Origin of the sequence: Lentilactobacillus raoultii, assembly GCF_900411375.1 — a bacterium.
GTDB classification, from domain to species: Bacteria; Bacillota; Bacilli; order Lactobacillales; family Lactobacillaceae; genus Lentilactobacillus; species Lentilactobacillus raoultii.
Genome location: NZ_LS422986.1, coordinates 62,594 through 79,391, shown reverse-complemented (window position 1 = coordinate 79,391; position 16,798 = coordinate 62,594). Strand labels below are relative to the sequence as shown.

Below are 16,798 nucleotides of genomic sequence, written 5' to 3'. Positions count from 1 at the left end.
GCCAAACGAATGCATACGGCTTACCGGGTTAGCGAATTATCGCAAACCTCCGGCCAAGCGGGGCTGCACCAAATTAAATTAACCCTTGGCAGTTTGACGAATCGACGGCTGGCAATTATCGGCATGGGTCAAGAAGGCAGTCACGTGTTAAAAAATGCCAGTACGATGGGCTTTGAAAAAATTCTTATTTATAATCGAACGGATCAAAAAGCTGAAAGCATTGCCGATCAGTACGATGACACAGTTCAGGCACTACCATGGCGCGGGCGGTTTGACACCATTACGACTGTCGATGCTGTGATCGCGGCAACTTCAGCGACTACTGCAGTATTTGACGGTCACCTGTTTTCAAACCAGAATGGCCCCAAAGTTTTGATTGATCTGGGGGTTCCTCGAAATATTGCTCAGGCAGGATTGCCAGAAAAAATTGATTATTGGGATATTGATCATCTGACCCAAACAATTGAGCAAAATCAGCTTTTAAAACAGCGCTTACTGGATCGCATTGCTCAGCATGTGCCCAAGGCCGTTGAGCAATTCTACATCTGGCAAAAACAGTTGCACATTGTGCCAGTTATTCGTGAGTTGCGGGAATCTTCACTAAAAATTGAAAAAGAGGTTTATGATAGTTTGTTGAGGAAGCTTCCCGATTTGGATGCGCATGAGCGTCAGGTGATTAGTAAGCATCTTAAAAGCATTATTAATCAGATGATTAAGGGGCCCATTAAAACGATTAAGGAACAATCGGTTCAGCCTAATGCGGATGCTGACCTGCAGGCCTTTTGTCGAATCTTTGGTCTAACATCTGAAGCTCATTTGGTCGGTGGTGATCCTCAAACCACTACTGAACAGGAGAAAATTTTAAATGAGAACTGAATTTGTTGTGGGAACTCGCCAGAGCAAGCTTGCCATGCGACAAACCAATTTGGTTGTTGAACAGTTGAAAAGTCAATTTCCAGCGATCACGTTTACCGTTAAACCGGTCATCACTCAAGGGGACCGTAATCGACGTGAGTCACTGCGCAAAATTGGCGGAAAGGGCGTGTTTGTGAAAGAAATTGAGCAACAGCTTACCGATGGTCAAATTGACTTTGCCGTCCACAGTCTAAAAGATGTGATGCCAACTTTACCAGCAAATCTAACAATTGGTGCGGTTCCTAAGCGGGAGTCGCCATTTGATTGCCTGATTACGACTAACCCGATTACAGGTATTGCACAATTGCCCAAGGGATCCAGGATTGGTACCAGCAGTTCAAGACGTCAGGGCCAGTTTTTGCATTTGAGACCCGACGTCGAGATTGTGTCAATTCGAGGGAATGTTGATAGCCGATTGAAAAAACTGCGAACCGAAAACCTGGATGGTGTGATTTTGGCCGAAGCCGGCTTGAACCGGTTGGCGGTTGATTTAACTGGTGTTTACCGGTTGTCCTTAAAGGATGACTTGCTACCGGCTGCCGGTCAGGGCGCGATTGGCATTGAATGTCGAGCCGATGATCGGCAAACCCTTGAGCTATTGCATCAAATTGAAGATGAAAAGACCCGACGCAATGTGACCATTGAACGGGATTTCTTACGCCAACTCGGTGGTAGTTGCAATTTTCCAATCGGCGCTTACGCAACGCAAACACCATCTGGGAGTCGGTTTACCGGTTTAGTCGCTTCAATTGATGGGAAGAAGTTGTTTAAAAAAACAAATCTTGATCAAGATCCCAATCGACTTGGTCAACGAACTGCTGATCAATTGATCAAAGAAGGCGCACTGAACGTTATTCAATAATGATTAAAAAGGAGAATTATAAATTATGGTAACTTTTGATCGTCACCGTCGGCTTAGAACAACGGCGCCGATTCGCGACCTGGTTCGCGAAACTCATCTGGTAAAGGCTGATTTGATTATGCCCGTGTTTGTGGATGCCACCATTACGGGGAAGGAAGAAATTGCTTCGATGCCGGGAATTTATCGTTACAGTCTGACAAGCGTCCTGGATGAAATTAAAGAAATTGTAGCGTTAGGCATTCAATCGATCATTATTTTTGGGATTCCGGATCACAAAGATGATGTTGGGTCGGGAGCTTGGGAAGAAAATGGGATCGTCCAACAGGCAATTGCCCAAATTAAAGCTGCCTATCCCGATTTAGTTGTGATTGCGGATACCTGCCTGTGTGAATACACCTCGACCGGCCATTGCGGGATTGTAAAAGATCACCAAGTGTTAAACGATGAATCGCTAATTTACAATACTAAAACCGCGGTCAGTCAAGTGAAAGCTGGTGCCGATATGGTTGCACCATCAAATGCCATGGATGGATTTGTGGCTGCCATTCGCGAGGGCTTGGACAAGGCCGGCTTTCAGGAGACCCCTATTATGGCCTACTCGGTTAAATACGCTTCCAGTTTTTATGGCCCGTTTCGGGATGCTGCAGACGGTGCACCACAATTCGGCGATCGCAAGGGGTATCAGATGGATCCGGCTAATCGGTTGGAAGCCTTAAGGGAAGCTGCCAGCGATGAAAAAGAAGGGGCGGATTTTGTGATGGTTAAGCCGGCGATGGCCTTCTTGGACATTGTGCGAGATGTTCGTGATCGAACCAATCTGCCATTAGTTGCCTACAACGTGTCGGGCGAATATGCAATGATTAAAGCTGCTGCTCACAACGGGTGGATTGATGAAGCCCAAATTGTGAAGGAAACCTTGGTGGGAATCAAACGGGCCGGTGCAGGCCTGATCATTACTTATTTCGCCAAGGATGTTGCCCGACGAATTGACAAACAAAGGTGGTAAAAGACAGTGTTAAATTTTGAAAAATCCAAGCAGGCGTTTCAAGAATCAAGTCGGTACCTTCCCGGTGGCGTAAACAGTCCGGTTCGGGCGTTTAAAAATGTTGGTGGTGAACCGCTTTTTATCGCCAAAGGTGACGGGGCCCATATCTTTGATATTGATGGCAATCGATATCTTGATTACGTTTTGTCATGGGGACCACTTATTTTAGGTCATGCCGATCCCCAAGTTGTCAAAGATCTGCAGGCAGCGGTCGCTCGGGGAACCAGCTATGGTGCCCCAACTATCTTGGAAACCGAGTTGGCGAAAAAAATTCAAGCAATTGTGCCCTCATTAGAAATGATGCGGATGGTTTCGTCCGGCACCGAAGCCACTATGAGTGCGATTCGACTGGCACGGGGCTATACCCATCGAGATAAAATTGTTAAATTCATCGGTAACTACCACGGGCACAGTGATTCATTGCTGGTAGACGCCGGTTCGGGAGTGGCAACCTTTAACGATATTCACGAGGCACCCGGGGTGCCTGAAGATCTGGCCTACGACACCTTAACGGTTGCTTATAACGATATTGAAGGGATTAAACAAGTCTTTTCAGCCCATGGTGAGGAAATTGCGGGTGTGATTGTTGAACCAATTGCCGGCAATATGGGGGTAATTCCCGGGACAGCCGATTTTCTGCAGACACTTCGAACTCTGACCAGCGAGGCCGGGGCCCTGTTGATCTTTGATGAAGTGATGTCCGGCTTTCGGGCAGCTTTTCACGGTGCCCAGAGTTTGTATCACATCACACCGGATTTAACGACACTGGGGAAAGTGGTTGGTGGCGGCTTGCCTGTAGGCGTTTTTGGTGGTCGAAAAGAAATTATGAAATGGATTACGCCGGATGGGCCGGTTTATCATGCCGGTACCTTGTCTGGTAATCCGCTGGCGATGACCGGCGGACTCAGCACACTTGCTCAACTTGATGAGTCGCTTTATAAGCAAATGACGGCTCGAACCGATGAGTTGATGACAGGCATTAAAGGTGCTGCCGATGCCCATGGTGTCCCAATAACGGTTCATCATGTCGGCACCATGTGGAGTTATTTCTTTAATCAGGGACCCGTTAACAATTTCGACGATGTTCAGAAAAGTGACGTTACCTATTTTGCCAAGTTCTTTAAGGCGCTATTGCAACACGGGATTTATACGGCACCATCGCAGTTTGAGACTAACTTCATGTCAAGTAAGCATACTGAAGCGGATATTGAGACGACTATTGCGGCGTTTAATGCCGCTTTTGATGACGTTGCCCGGACTAAATGATTACCGCGTTCAGTATCGTTAGTCTGGTTAGCGGTTGATAAATGGGGAAGTGATCATGATTCAGTTCTTAATAACCTATCCCAAAGAAAAAATTGAGCCGGCTTTAAGAGCTCGTCTCAATCAGGTGACAACGCCAATCTATTGTCCGCTAAGGCAGTTGCGTGCCATAGCACTGACTGAATACGATCGTTGGTTAATCCGGCAGGCCGATTCTTTTTTGATTACCAGTCAATTTGCCCTTACCGTTTACTTAAAAAACCTGCGGCGGCTGAATGCCACGGCAGGCTTGCTGGTACTTAGTCAAAAAATGGCGACGCGACTAAAGGCAGCGGGTATGACCAATGTCACCGTTTCGCTGGCAGAAAATCAGCGAAGTCTGGTCTCGATATTACAGGCATCGACGAATCGAATCGTGGCTTTAAGCGGTAATTTAAAGGCTGGCTCGCGGTCACTGCCAAAATCGGTTCAACGGGTAAAAGTTTACGAGAATACTTGGAACGAGGCTGCACAGGAAAGCGCCCGTCAATTGTTAGTTGCTAAACAAATTAACCGGATCTTGGTAACCAGCCCTTCCAGTTATCGCAGGTTAAAAAAGATCGAGTTCCAGTTGCCGACAAATTTTGTTGCTCCAACGTACTACACACTGGGAGCGCAAACTGCTCAATTAATCCGGCGGGACCATCGACCAGTTAAAGAACCGGATCAAGCCACGAACGTGTTAGCCCAAATGATTTTGAAAATGTGTTGGGATGAGGCTGGAATTGTCAGGAGTTAGTTTGTTGGGAGTAGTCGGATTAGACGTTAAACAAAATTAGAGGCTGGAAGCAATCAAAGTTGTAATTGTACAAAGGCAATTTTTTCTGTGGTAATCATCTAGGAGAATGCTTTAAGACGATTAGTTAAGAGTCTATGTCTAGCTATTGAATGGTGTGGTAAATTGTAAAGTGATTTTTTAAGAAACAAATTAAGAAGCTTCGAGAGGCTCTCGAGGCTTTTTCGACTAGGATAAGAAATAAAGTCTTTATGGGCTCTAGTTTTTGAATACAAAATTTGAAAATTAACTTTTTTCTAGAACAAAAATATAAGCATCTGCAAATATTTTGTATATTCACTTCAAGGAGTCTTGACATAAAAATAAAATAATTTTATTGTATAACCAACGGTTAGTAACCACTGGTTATATAGGAAATGGAAGAGATTAAAATACAAACTGCAAGAGCAAAGATAATTGAAGCAGCAAGAAAACTATTTGAGAATAAAGGAGTTGATGGAACATCTATCCGTGATATTGCAAAGGAAGCCGGCTATTCTCATACGACTATTTATTTGTATTTTGGCAATAAGCAAGAGTTATTTAATTTGATTGCGGAAAAACCTTTAAAAAAATTATATTTAAAATTTGAAGAGATTTATGAATCGGATAAATCTAATAAAGATAAGTTTTTATTAATGTGTGAGTATTACGTGGCATTTGGAATTGCTCAACGACAGTTCTATCCACTTTTAGCCACTTACGATGGAGAAAGGATTGATGAAAAGAGCTATAAAAACGATACAAGTAAAATGCGCATGAAGTCTTTAAATCTGCTAGAAGAAGTGTTAAAAAAGATTATTTCAGATAATTTAGATGGTGAATTGAGAGTTAACTTAGTTAGAGGAGTATTTTACTTTTTGCATGGAACAGTTATGACATACATTAGTTCAAAGGAACCAAGTGAAGAGTTGATCCCTAGGCTTAAGAAAATCGTGGATGATTATTTTAATTACACTTTTTTAAAAGACAAATTTCGAAGAGATTCAAATTAGTGGAATATACGTAAAAATCAAATTAATCATGGCTAGATTTCACAAAAGAAAGTCGGGAAGGGAAATGAGGTAGAATGTTTTTGAAACGTTATATTTATAAAGCGGAATACGTCGCGATTATTATAATGCTTTTCATATTATATTATAAAATCAAAGGTAGCTATTTGCTTTTTATAGTTACATTTCTTGTATTTGATGTTGGCGGATTAGGCTACTTATTTTCTGAAAAGGTTGGAAATCTACTTTATAATTTAGGGCATACATTGATCTTTCCATTAATTTTAATTTCTTTATATTTAGTGGCTGGTTTGAATATTGCAAATAATAAAATGTTGGCTTTTTCTGTAATTTGGCTAATTCATATTTTTGTAGATAGAATAATGGGCTGGGGATTAATGCCTAGAGAAGGATGATGCTTTAAATAATTTGAATTTCAAGATATCCTATATCCTAAATGATTAATGCTTCCAATTCGTTACCCTGCTTTGAAATGTGTTTTCAATGATTCATGGGCAAATATCGCGTTGGGACTGAATTGAATCAGCTATAGTTACCATTGCTGGATAATTTTCCTTTTACATCTCAACCGGCTAAGGATGAATTATTTAGTGAAACGACAGCCATTATTTTAATAGCTAAGATAATCGGTTTTTCTTTAGATTATAAAATTATAAAATTATCTAAATTGAAGATATGACAATCAAAAAATCCCGCTTTGTGATAACTTTTGTGGTATCTAAATCACATGCAAGCTCTATTCGTTTGGAGGTTATAAGTCTATGAAATTTATGGGTACTCTTGTAGTTTCGGGAATATTGCTTTTGACCGTTGGTGCAGTCATTTTGATTCTAAGCGAACTGTCAACGATTATATCGGATGGATTAACATTATCGAAAATATCAAAAACCATATTTATTTTGCTCGTGACATTTGTACTTGGATAAGTTGGCAGTTAAGGCAGGCCGAATCATATCGTAGGCAACATGGGTAGAAATGGGACTCTCTTTAAATGCTGTTACAGTACTTAATGAACTAGACTACTTATCGGTAATTGTCAGCCAAATAAAAAATCAGGCATCTATTTTGAATGCCTGGTTTTTTATACTGAAATTCAATTATTGAGCACGTGTCAAGCTAACTGTTAACACGTTATCCTGAGTGGTATTATAACTGGCTAAAATCCCGTTAACCACGTCTGACGCCGGCCCATGAGTCGATGTCGAACGGTGGTAGGTATTAATCCAGGTCCCCAAAGCATCCAATCCAAACTCAAACCCCTCAAAGACTTGCATATAGGTTGAAGATTGAGGAATAGACGTGATAATCGTTATTTTTTGTACCCGTTGGTTTTTGATGAGCATGGTGAGGTTGATTTCATCGGTATCGAAGAAAGTAATCTCGCCATCCTTAGCAGTTACGGGCAATTGGTAATCCTTAAGTCGCATATTTTCATTATAAACGTGCGAAACGTAGAAGAATGTTTTGAGAGGATTCACAATCAAATTAGTTAAGAGTCTATATCTAGCTATTGAATGGTTTGGTAAATTATAAAGTGATTTCTTTTAGGGAAAAATAAAAAAGCTTCAGGCCTTGAAGCTTTTTCGATTAGATTTAAGAAAGCAAGGTTTGTTGGTAAGCAGCAAGATGTCTATTCATTTGTCGAAAGAAAGTTAAAAAGTTTAATTACTAAAATCGGCTAGCATTGCGTTTAACTGGCTTTTTAACTTATTCTCCTGTTGGGTAGTCATTTTCTGAACTTCTGCATCATGTCCGGGAACGGTTCCTACGTGTGTTTCCACCTTACCACTTTTTGTTATTTCAATAATAAATGGAACTGATAGTCTCTTTTCTTTTCGATATTTTAAAAAGATGCGTTCTAATTTAATGTTATCTTGGCTAGTATAATTATCAGCCCGCGTGTTGGTCACATATGACTTTAAATGATGTTCTTTTAATGCTTTATTGAAGACAGGCAGCAGTTCTAAACACCATGGACAAGTTGGAAAACCAAAGTAGTATATTCCTTGTTTTTTATTGCTTAGCGTTTGCAAAGTAGTGACTGGACTCTTATGAATAAACTGTTCCGTTTTGTCATTGTACTGTGCTGAGGAGGTATCCGACTTGCTAGTATAAAAATAAATAGCAGCTCCAGCAATGATAAACAATGACAGCATAGTTAATAATATTTTTTTCATTTTAAGATGTTCCTTTCCTTAGCATGTTTAGAATTGACAGTAATGCAACTTCGCCATCCGCAGTTATGGGTGAGAGATTAAATACGTTGAAAAAGCAAAGAAACCTAAAAGTAAGGAAGTATATAGAATTTGAGTGAGTAAGAATCCCTATTAAGATAAGGACAATTGGAGCTGAAACAGATACTATCAAGTTTTTAAGATTGTCATGTTTGTTGATATAGACTACCTCTGGTGTAAGAAAATGTGAAAATTGAAATTTGGGATTTAGACCAAGAGCTTTGGCAAAAATCCAGTGTGTGAATTCATGAATGGCAACAGTTAACAATGACGTACACAAAGAAAAAAGGAATAATAAAGCTAAATTAATATTCAAGATAATCAATTCCAATCTCTTATTTTTTGCTTTTCTTTAGATTATAAAAGAAATATCCAATGAACCAAATGGAGACAAAAAGAATATAGATTATCGCGACACGCCAATTCAGCATAAAATGTGTTGTAAGTGAATGCTTTGTCATTAAAACTGTAAGTTTTAAACCTAAAAGAGTATGCACACTCTCAGATGAGTTGATTTGAAATAATTCATACAGTGTATCTCCGACTAGAAGAGCGAACCAAACGGTCGATGCATAGCCGAGATGTTTAGCGTAGTTCATATAGCGGCCCCGTTTCCTTTTTTAATATAATGTATAAGCAAATAATTAGAAAACAGCAAATGGGAAATAATGCCCATTGGATATTTAACGAAAGCAATAACAAAATGATAACAATAATTAGCAATACTGATGAAACGGTATCATTAATATTACCTTGAGATTTTGGAAAGAGAAATCCGATTATAATCCCGGATAGTGCAATATTTATGGTCAAAAAAAACAAAATTAACTTTTGATTGGAAGCAAGTCCAATAATTAAACTAGGGATTGAAATAATAAAAGTTATTAAAACAATGCCTTGGAGTTCGTTAATAGATTTAACGTTAAAAGATGTGATCATTTTTCTAAAATCAAGGGTAGCATCTGCGTATGACATGAGTGGAACACCAAACAATGGAGACATATAGATTAACAATTGTAATTCATTTTGTTTATTCTGGAAAATAACTGTTAACGCAACCAAAAGTACAAATATCAGTGAGAAATAAAGAAATTTTTTGTTCCTAAAAGTGGCAAATATAGGCATAGTGAGCGTGCTGGCTTTGAGAGGCTTAACAGGAAAGCCTAGAAAATCTTTCTTAATTGTAAAAAGAGTGTGAATATCTAGCCTGTTCATTGAGATGAAGCCGACAACCCATAGAATTATTGAAGATAAAACGCTGGTTATAACAATAAGAGGTTTAGTAGCGATTGAATTTCCAATAAAATATTCAACTTTATACCTTCCAACTAAAAAGTAAAAAATAGTGATTAATAGGATGCACAGATTTAGGATTAAGATCCCAAGACGATTATTGTGGAAAATATTTACCTTGATAAATGAATACAAGTTGTTGATGATTAAAAAAATTGCTCCAAAAACAAGGTATAAAGACAGCAGAATTGTCAAGGCAATCATATAAGATGATGTGACTAGTTTTAAGGCAGGTGTGACAATAATGATGAGAATACTAAATAAAGTAGCTCCAATTGAAAGTTTAAAAATTTTATAACTAATGAGTACCTCTTTCCTTTTAAAAGGTAAGGTGGCTACAAAGTATATTGAATTTTTACTTAGTCCTCCTGTAGAATTAATAACCATGAATATTACTACAGATAAGACGATGGTTACATCGTAAAAGCTTATTAATGTTATCTTAGATGCAACAGCGATTTCAGCAGGAGTTGCGTTAGAAAAATTAGATAAAATTGCTAGCTGTCTCATGTTGACATAGAAGTAAGACAGGTATAAAGCACCTAAGATCGATATCAAGATAATTACATTAATTTTTCTTTTGAAAAAAGGATGATTGAATAGACCATAAAATGCATCCTGATAAAGAAATTTAAGCAATTGGGAAATGTCTTTTAATACTAGCAATTTTTTCACCTAACTTTCCGGTTGACTTTATTGCATCAGGAAGGGAACGAACATCACCGTTATATGGAACTAATAAGCCACTTTTCATAAGCCATATATTTTGGGGGAATTTTTCCAAAGTGTTCATTTCATGAGAAACAATTACTATTCCTGTACTTTCACGAAGTTTTAAAAAAAGTTCTTCAGCTAGCAATACGGTTTCAAAATCTAATCCGCTAAAAATTTCATCAGCAAATAAATATTTAGAGCCAACTGTAAGGGCTGCTATAAGCTGTACTTTCTTTTTCATTCCGAAGGAGTAACCCTCTAATAATTTATTTTGACTATCGGTTAAGTCAAAAAGAGAAAACAAGTATGGAAGAAGGTCATAATTAGGATGGGGATAACGACTTAAGACAAAGTTTACATATTCTCTCCCAGAAAGGAATCCTGGTAAATAGAAATCAGATGGTACGTAAAACAAATTTTCACTATAATGTTGGCTATTATATGGGATATCGTCAAGATCAATATTTCCATTATCGGCAACAACTAAACCACTAATAATATTCATCAACGTAGTTTTGCCACTTCCATTTGCACCGACAATAATAGATATATTATTTTTAGGAAAAGATGCACTAATATCTTTTAATACATCATTGTGATCAAAGGACTTTTTTAAATGGTTGATTGTAAACATATTCTCCTCCAAAAAAGGCCTATATGGAATAGGTCTTTTAAAGTAACAAGGATTACTTTGTGCAGCCGATAGAAATATCAGTTATCTTCGGAACATGCCAACGTACTTGACCGCTGAAGTTGTAACCTTTACTAGCGCAGTAAAAGGCGTACCCAATCGAACCAAGAAGTGCGATTAAAATAATAAGCCAAATGATCCATTTATTTTTCACAACATTGTGATACTTCGATTCTAATAATGATTGATAATAAATAATTGCTCCCATGGTTAACATCCTTTCTATGCAAAACGTAAAAATTATTTATATTCATTTTACGCTCTAAAAATAACATAAAATTTCATCTACATAAAGGAATTACACTCGTTAAAAATTATTATTTTTTTGTGATTGTAATATTAAAATGTAACGATACTTTAATGACTAGTTCACAATTTTATACATAAATTCGATATATACACGTTTTTAAATGGAATAAAGAATAAACAATTATAGTTAAGTGATCGAGTTTTTAGATTCGAAAGGTTTTTCAAAAGATCTTAGTATATATAGTGAAATATAAATAAAAAAATCATGCCAAATAGGTGAATATTTATAAATTAAACCACATTAGAATTATGTAACGTGTTGTGCTAGATAAAATATTTGTAACATTTGAGTTTTTAGTAGTCAATAATTTTAAGTCCGCTGCAACCTGCTTCCAGCTGTTGGCGAACCTTGATCGTATGCCATAGAAACATGACCGACAGCTGACTATCTAGTCCCTCAAACGACCGAATCCTCGGATGTTCAAAATGACCAGCCGTGTTTACATTATCAAAGCCGGTTTTAATCCGACGCCGATGATTTTTACACTAGGCGACGTTAATTTTGGGATTTATCTTCATATTCTTGCGCTTAGGTGTCCACAGATAGATCCCATAAGTGGCGGCTAAACGATCGTTTAAAGGTTGACCTAGGTAGCCCCGCCATCGGCCAAGACAAACCGATGTGGTGCCGCTAACAAGAGTTCTTCGGCCACGCGCCGATCGTCCACGTTGGCGGCGGTAACTTCCCAAGCGCGGAAATAGCCTTGGGCATCCATCACTGCGTGTAGTTTCAGAACCATAAAAGTAATGGCCCTTGGTCGCATTAAAGCCTTTATGGGCCAGACCTCTCATTACCTTGGCTTGTGAACTACGGCGTTCCGAAGCTAAGACAATTGGCGCACTGTCAATGATTTCATAAGGCGTGGCGGTCTGCCAGCGGCGTAGTAAAATAGCGCGAATCAGCTTTAAAACCTGAGTTAGCGCCTTACAACGCCGATGGTAACGCGACCGTTCCGGTAAGCGTAATCCCCAAGCCACCAGCTCATGATAGAAACGATTTTCTGAGCAGTCGCGCTGTTCAAACCGCATCAACATCGTGGCCATAATAACGACGTCTGAAGCAATCAAGTGCTGGTGATTGCGGCGTAAGCGAATCGCAGGATCCAATTTCTGATAAATAGGATTAATGATTTCAATAAATTCTTGTAATTGGCTTGAACTGGATTGATTTTTAAGACAATTGAGGGCAGTCCCGCATGTGGGGTTCCTTCTTTCTTTGGTTTAGTCACCATAGAAGTTGCCGCAAATGCGGGTTTTTTGGTTACGTAACGCCTCAGTTTAGTCAATTTTTTACAAAAATTACACAACTAACACAACACGTTATATAGTATGTTAGTGTAGCGTAGTTGTTAAGAAAAAATAGCAGCCTATCATTCAACTTGGTATTATTAATTAAAAAATCAGGCATTTATTTTGAATGCCTGGTTTTTAGACTGAAGTTCAATTATTGAGCGCGTGTCAAACCAACTGTTAACACGTTATCCTGAGTGGTATTATAACTGGCTAAAATCCCGTTAACCACGTCTGACGCCGGTCCGTGGGTCGATGTCGAACGGTGGTAGGTGTTAATCCAAGTCCCCAAAGCATCCAACCCAAACTCAAAGCCTTCAAAGACCTGCATATAGGTTGAAGATTGAGGAGTAGGCGTGACAATCGTTATTTTTTGGACCCGTTGGTTTTTGATGAGCATGGTGAGGTTGATTTCATCGGTATCGAAGAAAGTGATCTCGCCATCCTTAGCAGTTACGGGCAATTGGTAATCCTTAAGTCGCATATTTTCATTGTAAACGCGTGAAACGTATTCATACGTGCCGAGATCTGTCGTCCCCAATTCCTGTACCATTACAAAAGCCCCCTTTTTCGATATTATAAGGGACTTGTGTTATTTTTTGGGAAAAAGTGGCTGTTAATCGAACTCTTCGTAAACGTTGGGATCCTGACCATCAATGCGGCCATCCTGTTTATTAAGACCATTAATTTCCTTTATCTCGTCAGCTGTCAAATCAAAATTAAAGACGTCAAGATTGGTGCGCTGATGATTCAAGTTGCGAGATTTTGGAATTGGCACGATGCCGCGTTGGATGTGCCATCTCAAAATAATTTGGCCGGCATTTTTATGATACTTTTTGGCTAACTTTTGAATCAATGGTTCCTGAATGGCACCATTTCCCCGGCCTAATGGGCTCCAAGCTTCTGTCACAATGCCACGCTTTTGATCTTCAGCCAGCATTCGTTCTTGAACCCAATAGGGATGAATTTCGATTTGGTTAACTGCCGGTGTTACGCCAGTTTCTTTGATGACCCGGTCCAAGTGTTCCGGCTCAAAGTTTGACACACCAACTGAACGGATCAGACCACGCTTCTTGGCGTCAATCATCGCTTGAAAGGCCTCGACATAGTGATTACGCTTTGGCAATGGCCAGTGAATGAGATACAGATCCAGATAGTCGATACCCAATCGATAAATGGATTCTTGAATGGCTTTGGTGGCTTCATTGTATTCATGATATTTACCGGGCAACTTGGAAGTTACAATAAATTGTGAACGGGGTAACCCCGATTTACGGATGGCTTCGCCTACGACGCCTTCATTGTCGTAATTAGTAGCGGTGTCCAAAGCGCGGTAACCGTCCTTAATGGCAGCGAGGATTTGCTGAACCCCTTCGCCACCCCGAATTTGATAGGTTCCAAGTCCCAGGGCGGGTAATTTGTAGCCATCGTTTAAAGTGATATTTGGAATTTTTACCATATAATGAATGCCCCCTAATCGTTTTGGTGAGTGTCTTTTGGATCGTTTTGATGAGTTTGTGGCTTGGTATTACTTGATGCCGGGCCTTCTTTTGGCAGATTGGCAACCTTTCTGACGGTTAAATACCAACCGACCTGCATGGATTGATTGGGATTAATATATTCGGCGCTTAAATGATAGTATTTGGCGTACGGACTTTGATCTTCCAATAAGTGTTTAACGGTTAAAGCATCTGAGCGACTGTCAAAACGCAGCTCGCTGTTGGTACTGTAATTGCTATGCTTGTTGGGATCGTTGTAAGCCTTATTAAAAAAGTCCAGGAACTGTTCGGATTTATTCACGATTGATCACGTCCCCCCTCTGTAATCTCTATTGTACTCAACAATTCAATTGATTGCGATTCATAACTCGAGATTTTCCGCCTTGCGTAACGGGTTTTAGAAAACCATTTTTCAGAATTGGTCATATCTTACACGATTGATTAAAATTTAATTGTCACTGTTTTAAATTAGGCATAAAATTCAAGTAGATGGTTAATTTAAAGTTATCCTAAAATTTCTTAAGGGGGGAAGATCATGAAACAACATAAACGGGGATTGTTGTTAGTCAATTTAGGTTCGCCGGCATCACCCTTAAATAAGGATGTTAAAGCCTATTTGAAGGAGTTTCTAAGCGATCAACACGTGGTTGAACTGCCAAGGTGGTTTTGGCAACCGTTGCTTAATGGCGTGATTTTACCAACCAGGACATGGCGTTCGGCTACTTTTTATCGGCATATGTGGCGAAAGGATGGCTCGCCACTGGTCAGTTATACCAAGCAAATGTGTCGAAAAGTTCAGTTACGGCTTCCAGATTGGGACGTTCAATATGCGATGACTTATGGTCAACCACATATTGAGCAACAGCTACATCTCATGAAAAACGCGGGAGATGACCGAATTGTCGTGTTACCGTTATTTCCTCAATATACAAAAAGCACCCATGGCGGCATTATTCAACAAGTCAAAGCCTCTGGAATTGAAACACTCATCATTCGCCATTTTTATGATGAAACACAGTATCAGAAATTATTAGCACATCAAATTGATGAGTGTTATCAAAAGAAGGATTACGACTCAGTGATTTTTAGTTATCATGGGATTCCAACATCGATGATTAAACATGGGGATCCTTATCTGAAAGAATGTCGAGAAACTACTGCCGCGGTTACTAAGTTTCTAAAGTTACCGCATGAAAGAGTCAAAATGGCCTTTCAATCAAAATTTGGACCTATGCCTTGGCTAAAACCCTACCTTAAAAATACGCTAATGCAACTGGCTGCAATGGGCAAGCGAAATGTGTTGATTGTGACACCGTCATTTGTAGAGGATTGCTTGGAAACCATTGAAGAGAATAACGTTCAAAATTACCAAACCTTTCGAGCAAGTGGCGGGAAAGTTTTTGATGCAGTTCCGCCAATGAACGCAAGTGATTCGTTTTGTGATTTCCTGGCAGATATAAGTGTTGATCATTTAAAACGGACGGAGGGGAATGGCTCAGGTGAACGACCCTAATAAAAAAAGTTTGGATGAAATTAACGCCAGTGTTGAGGTACCTGGTGTTTATGAAACGGCCTTCTTACAAAAATTTTTAGCATATAGTGGTCCGGGTGCCTTGGTTGCGGTTGGCTACATGGATCCTGGAAATTGGTTGACGTCTTTGTCTGGTGGCAGCCAGTACCGGTTTAGATTACTTTCAGTATTGCTGTTGTCGATTCTAGTGGCGATGTTTATGCAGACGCTGTCAATAAAATTAGGGGTTGTTGCCCGGCAGGATCTGGCTCAAGCAATTGCTCAAAGAGTACCTAAAGTCGTTCGGTATGGTTTGTGGTTAATCAATGAAGTTGCCATGATGGCAACCGATATGACCGGGGTGGTTGGCACCTCAATTGCGTTGAAGTTACTTTTCGGACTACCGTTGATTTATGGAATTTTACTGACGATCCTGGATGTTTTGGTTGTGCTGCTGTTTTTAAGATTTGGGATTAGGCGAATCGAATTAATTGTCTTAATGGCAATTTTGACAATTGGGATTATCTTTAGCGTTGAGGTTTTTCGGGCCCATCCAGGGTGGATCGAAATTTTAAATGGCCTGGTTCCCGGGTCGCAAATTTTGTTGGACCATCAGGAATTGGTTTTAAGTCTGAGTATTATTGGGGCGACAATCATGCCACACAATGTCTATCTGCACTCATCTTTAGCCCAAAGCCGGCGGTATGATTATCACGATCCAAAGCAGGTGAATGAAGCGTTACGGTTTGCAAAGTGGGATTCCAATGTTCATTTGATTGCCGCATTTTTAATCAATGCCCTTTTGCTGATTTTGGGAGGCACGCTCTTTTTTCATAAAGGGGCCCAGTTGACAGCCTTTCGTGATGTTTATGACGGGCTAAAGAGTTCAACAGTCGTTGGTTCGTTGTCCAGTTCGCTAATGAGTACCTTGTTTGCGTTTGCACTGCTACTAACGGGAATGATTTCTTCAATCACTAGTACGCTATCGGGGCAAATTGTGATGGAGGGTTATCTGAATATTCGACTGCCGTTGTGGGAACGACGACTGCTAACCAGATTTGTAACGTTGATTCCGATTTTAATCATTGGGTTTATCGTTGGTTTTAATGAACAAACTTTTGAAGCGATGGTTGTGTTTGCTCAGATTGCTTTATCCATCGCGTTACCGGTGACACTATATCCAATGGTCGCATTAACTGGAAATCGCAAACTTATGGGTTCACATGTTAATTCGTTCTGGACAATGGTGCTTGGATATGGGCTAACCACTATCATCATGATATTAAACATTGAATTTATGTTCAGTGTTTAACTGGATGGTCATTTGAGTTTAGGTGTTTTGGTGA

At 39.6% G+C, this 16,798-nt stretch carries 17 protein-coding genes and 1 pseudogene; 9 read left to right on the top strand and 9 right to left on the bottom strand.

Features of this window, described 5'->3' with window-relative positions; all coding sequences use genetic code 11:
• Positions 1-9 precede the first annotated feature (9 nt).
• From ED605_RS06045 to ED605_RS06015, 7 genes are all read left to right on the top strand, one after another.
• On the top strand, positions 10-876 hold the full coding sequence (locus ED605_RS06045) for a glutamyl-tRNA reductase (protein ID WP_306419368.1): 867 nt from the start codon (positions 10-12) through the stop codon (positions 874-876).
• On the top strand, positions 866-1,777 hold the full coding sequence (hemC, locus tag ED605_RS06040; RefSeq protein ID WP_121978002.1) for a hydroxymethylbilane synthase: 912 nt from the start codon (positions 866-868) through the stop codon (positions 1,775-1,777). The genes ED605_RS06045 and hemC overlap by 11 nt, the downstream gene beginning before the upstream one ends.
• Positions 1,778-1,802: 25 nt before the next feature.
• Entirely contained in the window at positions 1,803-2,783 is a 981-nt protein-coding gene (gene hemB / locus ED605_RS06035; protein ID WP_121978001.1) for a porphobilinogen synthase, read from the top strand.
• 6 nt (positions 2,784-2,789) lie between these two features.
• Entirely contained in the window at positions 2,790-4,088 is a 1,299-nt protein-coding gene (hemL, locus tag ED605_RS06030) for a glutamate-1-semialdehyde 2,1-aminomutase (RefSeq protein WP_121978000.1), read from the top strand.
• Positions 4,089-4,143: 55 nt separating this feature from the next.
• On the top strand, positions 4,144-4,863 hold the full coding sequence (locus ED605_RS06025) for a uroporphyrinogen-III synthase (protein WP_121977999.1): 720 nt from the start codon (positions 4,144-4,146) through the stop codon (positions 4,861-4,863).
• A gap of 413 nt (positions 4,864-5,276) precedes the next feature.
• On the top strand, positions 5,277-5,894 hold the full coding sequence (locus tag ED605_RS06020) for a TetR/AcrR family transcriptional regulator (RefSeq protein WP_121977998.1): 618 nt from the start codon (positions 5,277-5,279) through the stop codon (positions 5,892-5,894).
• An 80-nt stretch (positions 5,895-5,974) separates the two neighbouring features.
• Positions 5,975-6,307, top strand: coding sequence for a DUF4260 family protein (locus ED605_RS06015; protein WP_162919760.1), 333 nt, complete (start codon positions 5,975-5,977; stop codon positions 6,305-6,307).
• A 702-nt stretch (positions 6,308-7,009) separates the two neighbouring features.
• Here ED605_RS06015 and ED605_RS06010 read toward each other — a convergent pair.
• The 9 genes and pseudogenes from ED605_RS06010 to ED605_RS05960 form a co-directional block, all read right to left on the bottom strand.
• The gene (locus ED605_RS06010; protein WP_121978315.1) at positions 7,010-7,393 is read right to left on the bottom strand and encodes a hypothetical protein; all 384 of its coding nucleotides are present in this window, start codon (positions 7,391-7,393) and stop codon (positions 7,010-7,012) included.
• 180 nt (positions 7,394-7,573) lie between these two features.
• The gene (locus tag ED605_RS06005) at positions 7,574-8,089 is read right to left on the bottom strand and encodes a transporter (RefSeq protein WP_121977996.1); all 516 of its coding nucleotides are present in this window, start codon (positions 8,087-8,089) and stop codon (positions 7,574-7,576) included.
• Position 8,090: 1 nt separating this feature from the next.
• A complete protein-coding gene (locus ED605_RS15070) occupies positions 8,091-8,414 on the bottom strand; it encodes a metalloprotease family protein (RefSeq protein ID WP_225419085.1) in 324 nt (107 codons plus the stop codon).
• Between the two features lie 317 nt (positions 8,415-8,731).
• Positions 8,732-10,105, bottom strand: a complete 1,374-nt coding sequence (locus tag ED605_RS05990; RefSeq protein ID WP_121977993.1) for a hypothetical protein — start codon at positions 10,103-10,105, stop codon at positions 8,732-8,734.
• Positions 10,071-10,787 (bottom strand): ATP-binding cassette domain-containing protein, encoded by a 717-nt coding sequence (locus ED605_RS05985; protein ID WP_121977992.1) that lies wholly within the window; start codon positions 10,785-10,787, stop codon positions 10,071-10,073. The genes ED605_RS05990 and ED605_RS05985 overlap by 35 nt, the downstream gene beginning before the upstream one ends.
• 660 nt (positions 10,788-11,447) lie before the next feature.
• Positions 11,448-12,326: pseudogene (locus ED605_RS15055) on the bottom strand (IS982 family transposase); the annotation flags it as partial.
• A gap of 271 nt (positions 12,327-12,597) precedes the next feature.
• A complete protein-coding gene (locus tag ED605_RS05970; protein WP_121977989.1) occupies positions 12,598-12,996 on the bottom strand; it encodes a hypothetical protein in 399 nt (132 codons plus the stop codon).
• Positions 12,997-13,059: 63 nt separating this feature from the next.
• Complete coding sequence (locus ED605_RS05965) at positions 13,060-13,902, bottom strand: aldo/keto reductase (protein ID WP_121977988.1); 843 nt, start codon at positions 13,900-13,902, stop codon at positions 13,060-13,062.
• Positions 13,903-13,916: 14 nt separating this feature from the next.
• Positions 13,917-14,243 carry a hypothetical protein gene (locus ED605_RS05960; protein ID WP_225419058.1) on the bottom strand — a complete coding sequence of 109 codons (327 nt, stop codon included), beginning with the start codon at positions 14,241-14,243 and terminating at the stop codon, positions 13,917-13,919.
• Positions 14,244-14,477: 234 nt separating this feature from the next.
• Here ED605_RS05960 and hemH point away from each other — a divergent pair, with 234 nt between their 5' ends.
• Both hemH and ED605_RS05950 read left to right on the top strand, forming a co-directional pair.
• The gene (gene hemH / locus ED605_RS05955; protein WP_121977987.1) at positions 14,478-15,455 is read left to right on the top strand and encodes a ferrochelatase; all 978 of its coding nucleotides are present in this window, start codon (positions 14,478-14,480) and stop codon (positions 15,453-15,455) included.
• Entirely contained in the window at positions 15,442-16,764 is a 1,323-nt protein-coding gene (locus ED605_RS05950; protein WP_370824572.1) for an Nramp family divalent metal transporter, read from the top strand. The genes hemH and ED605_RS05950 overlap by 14 nt, the downstream gene beginning before the upstream one ends.
• The last annotated feature ends 34 nt before the right edge of the window (positions 16,765-16,798 follow it).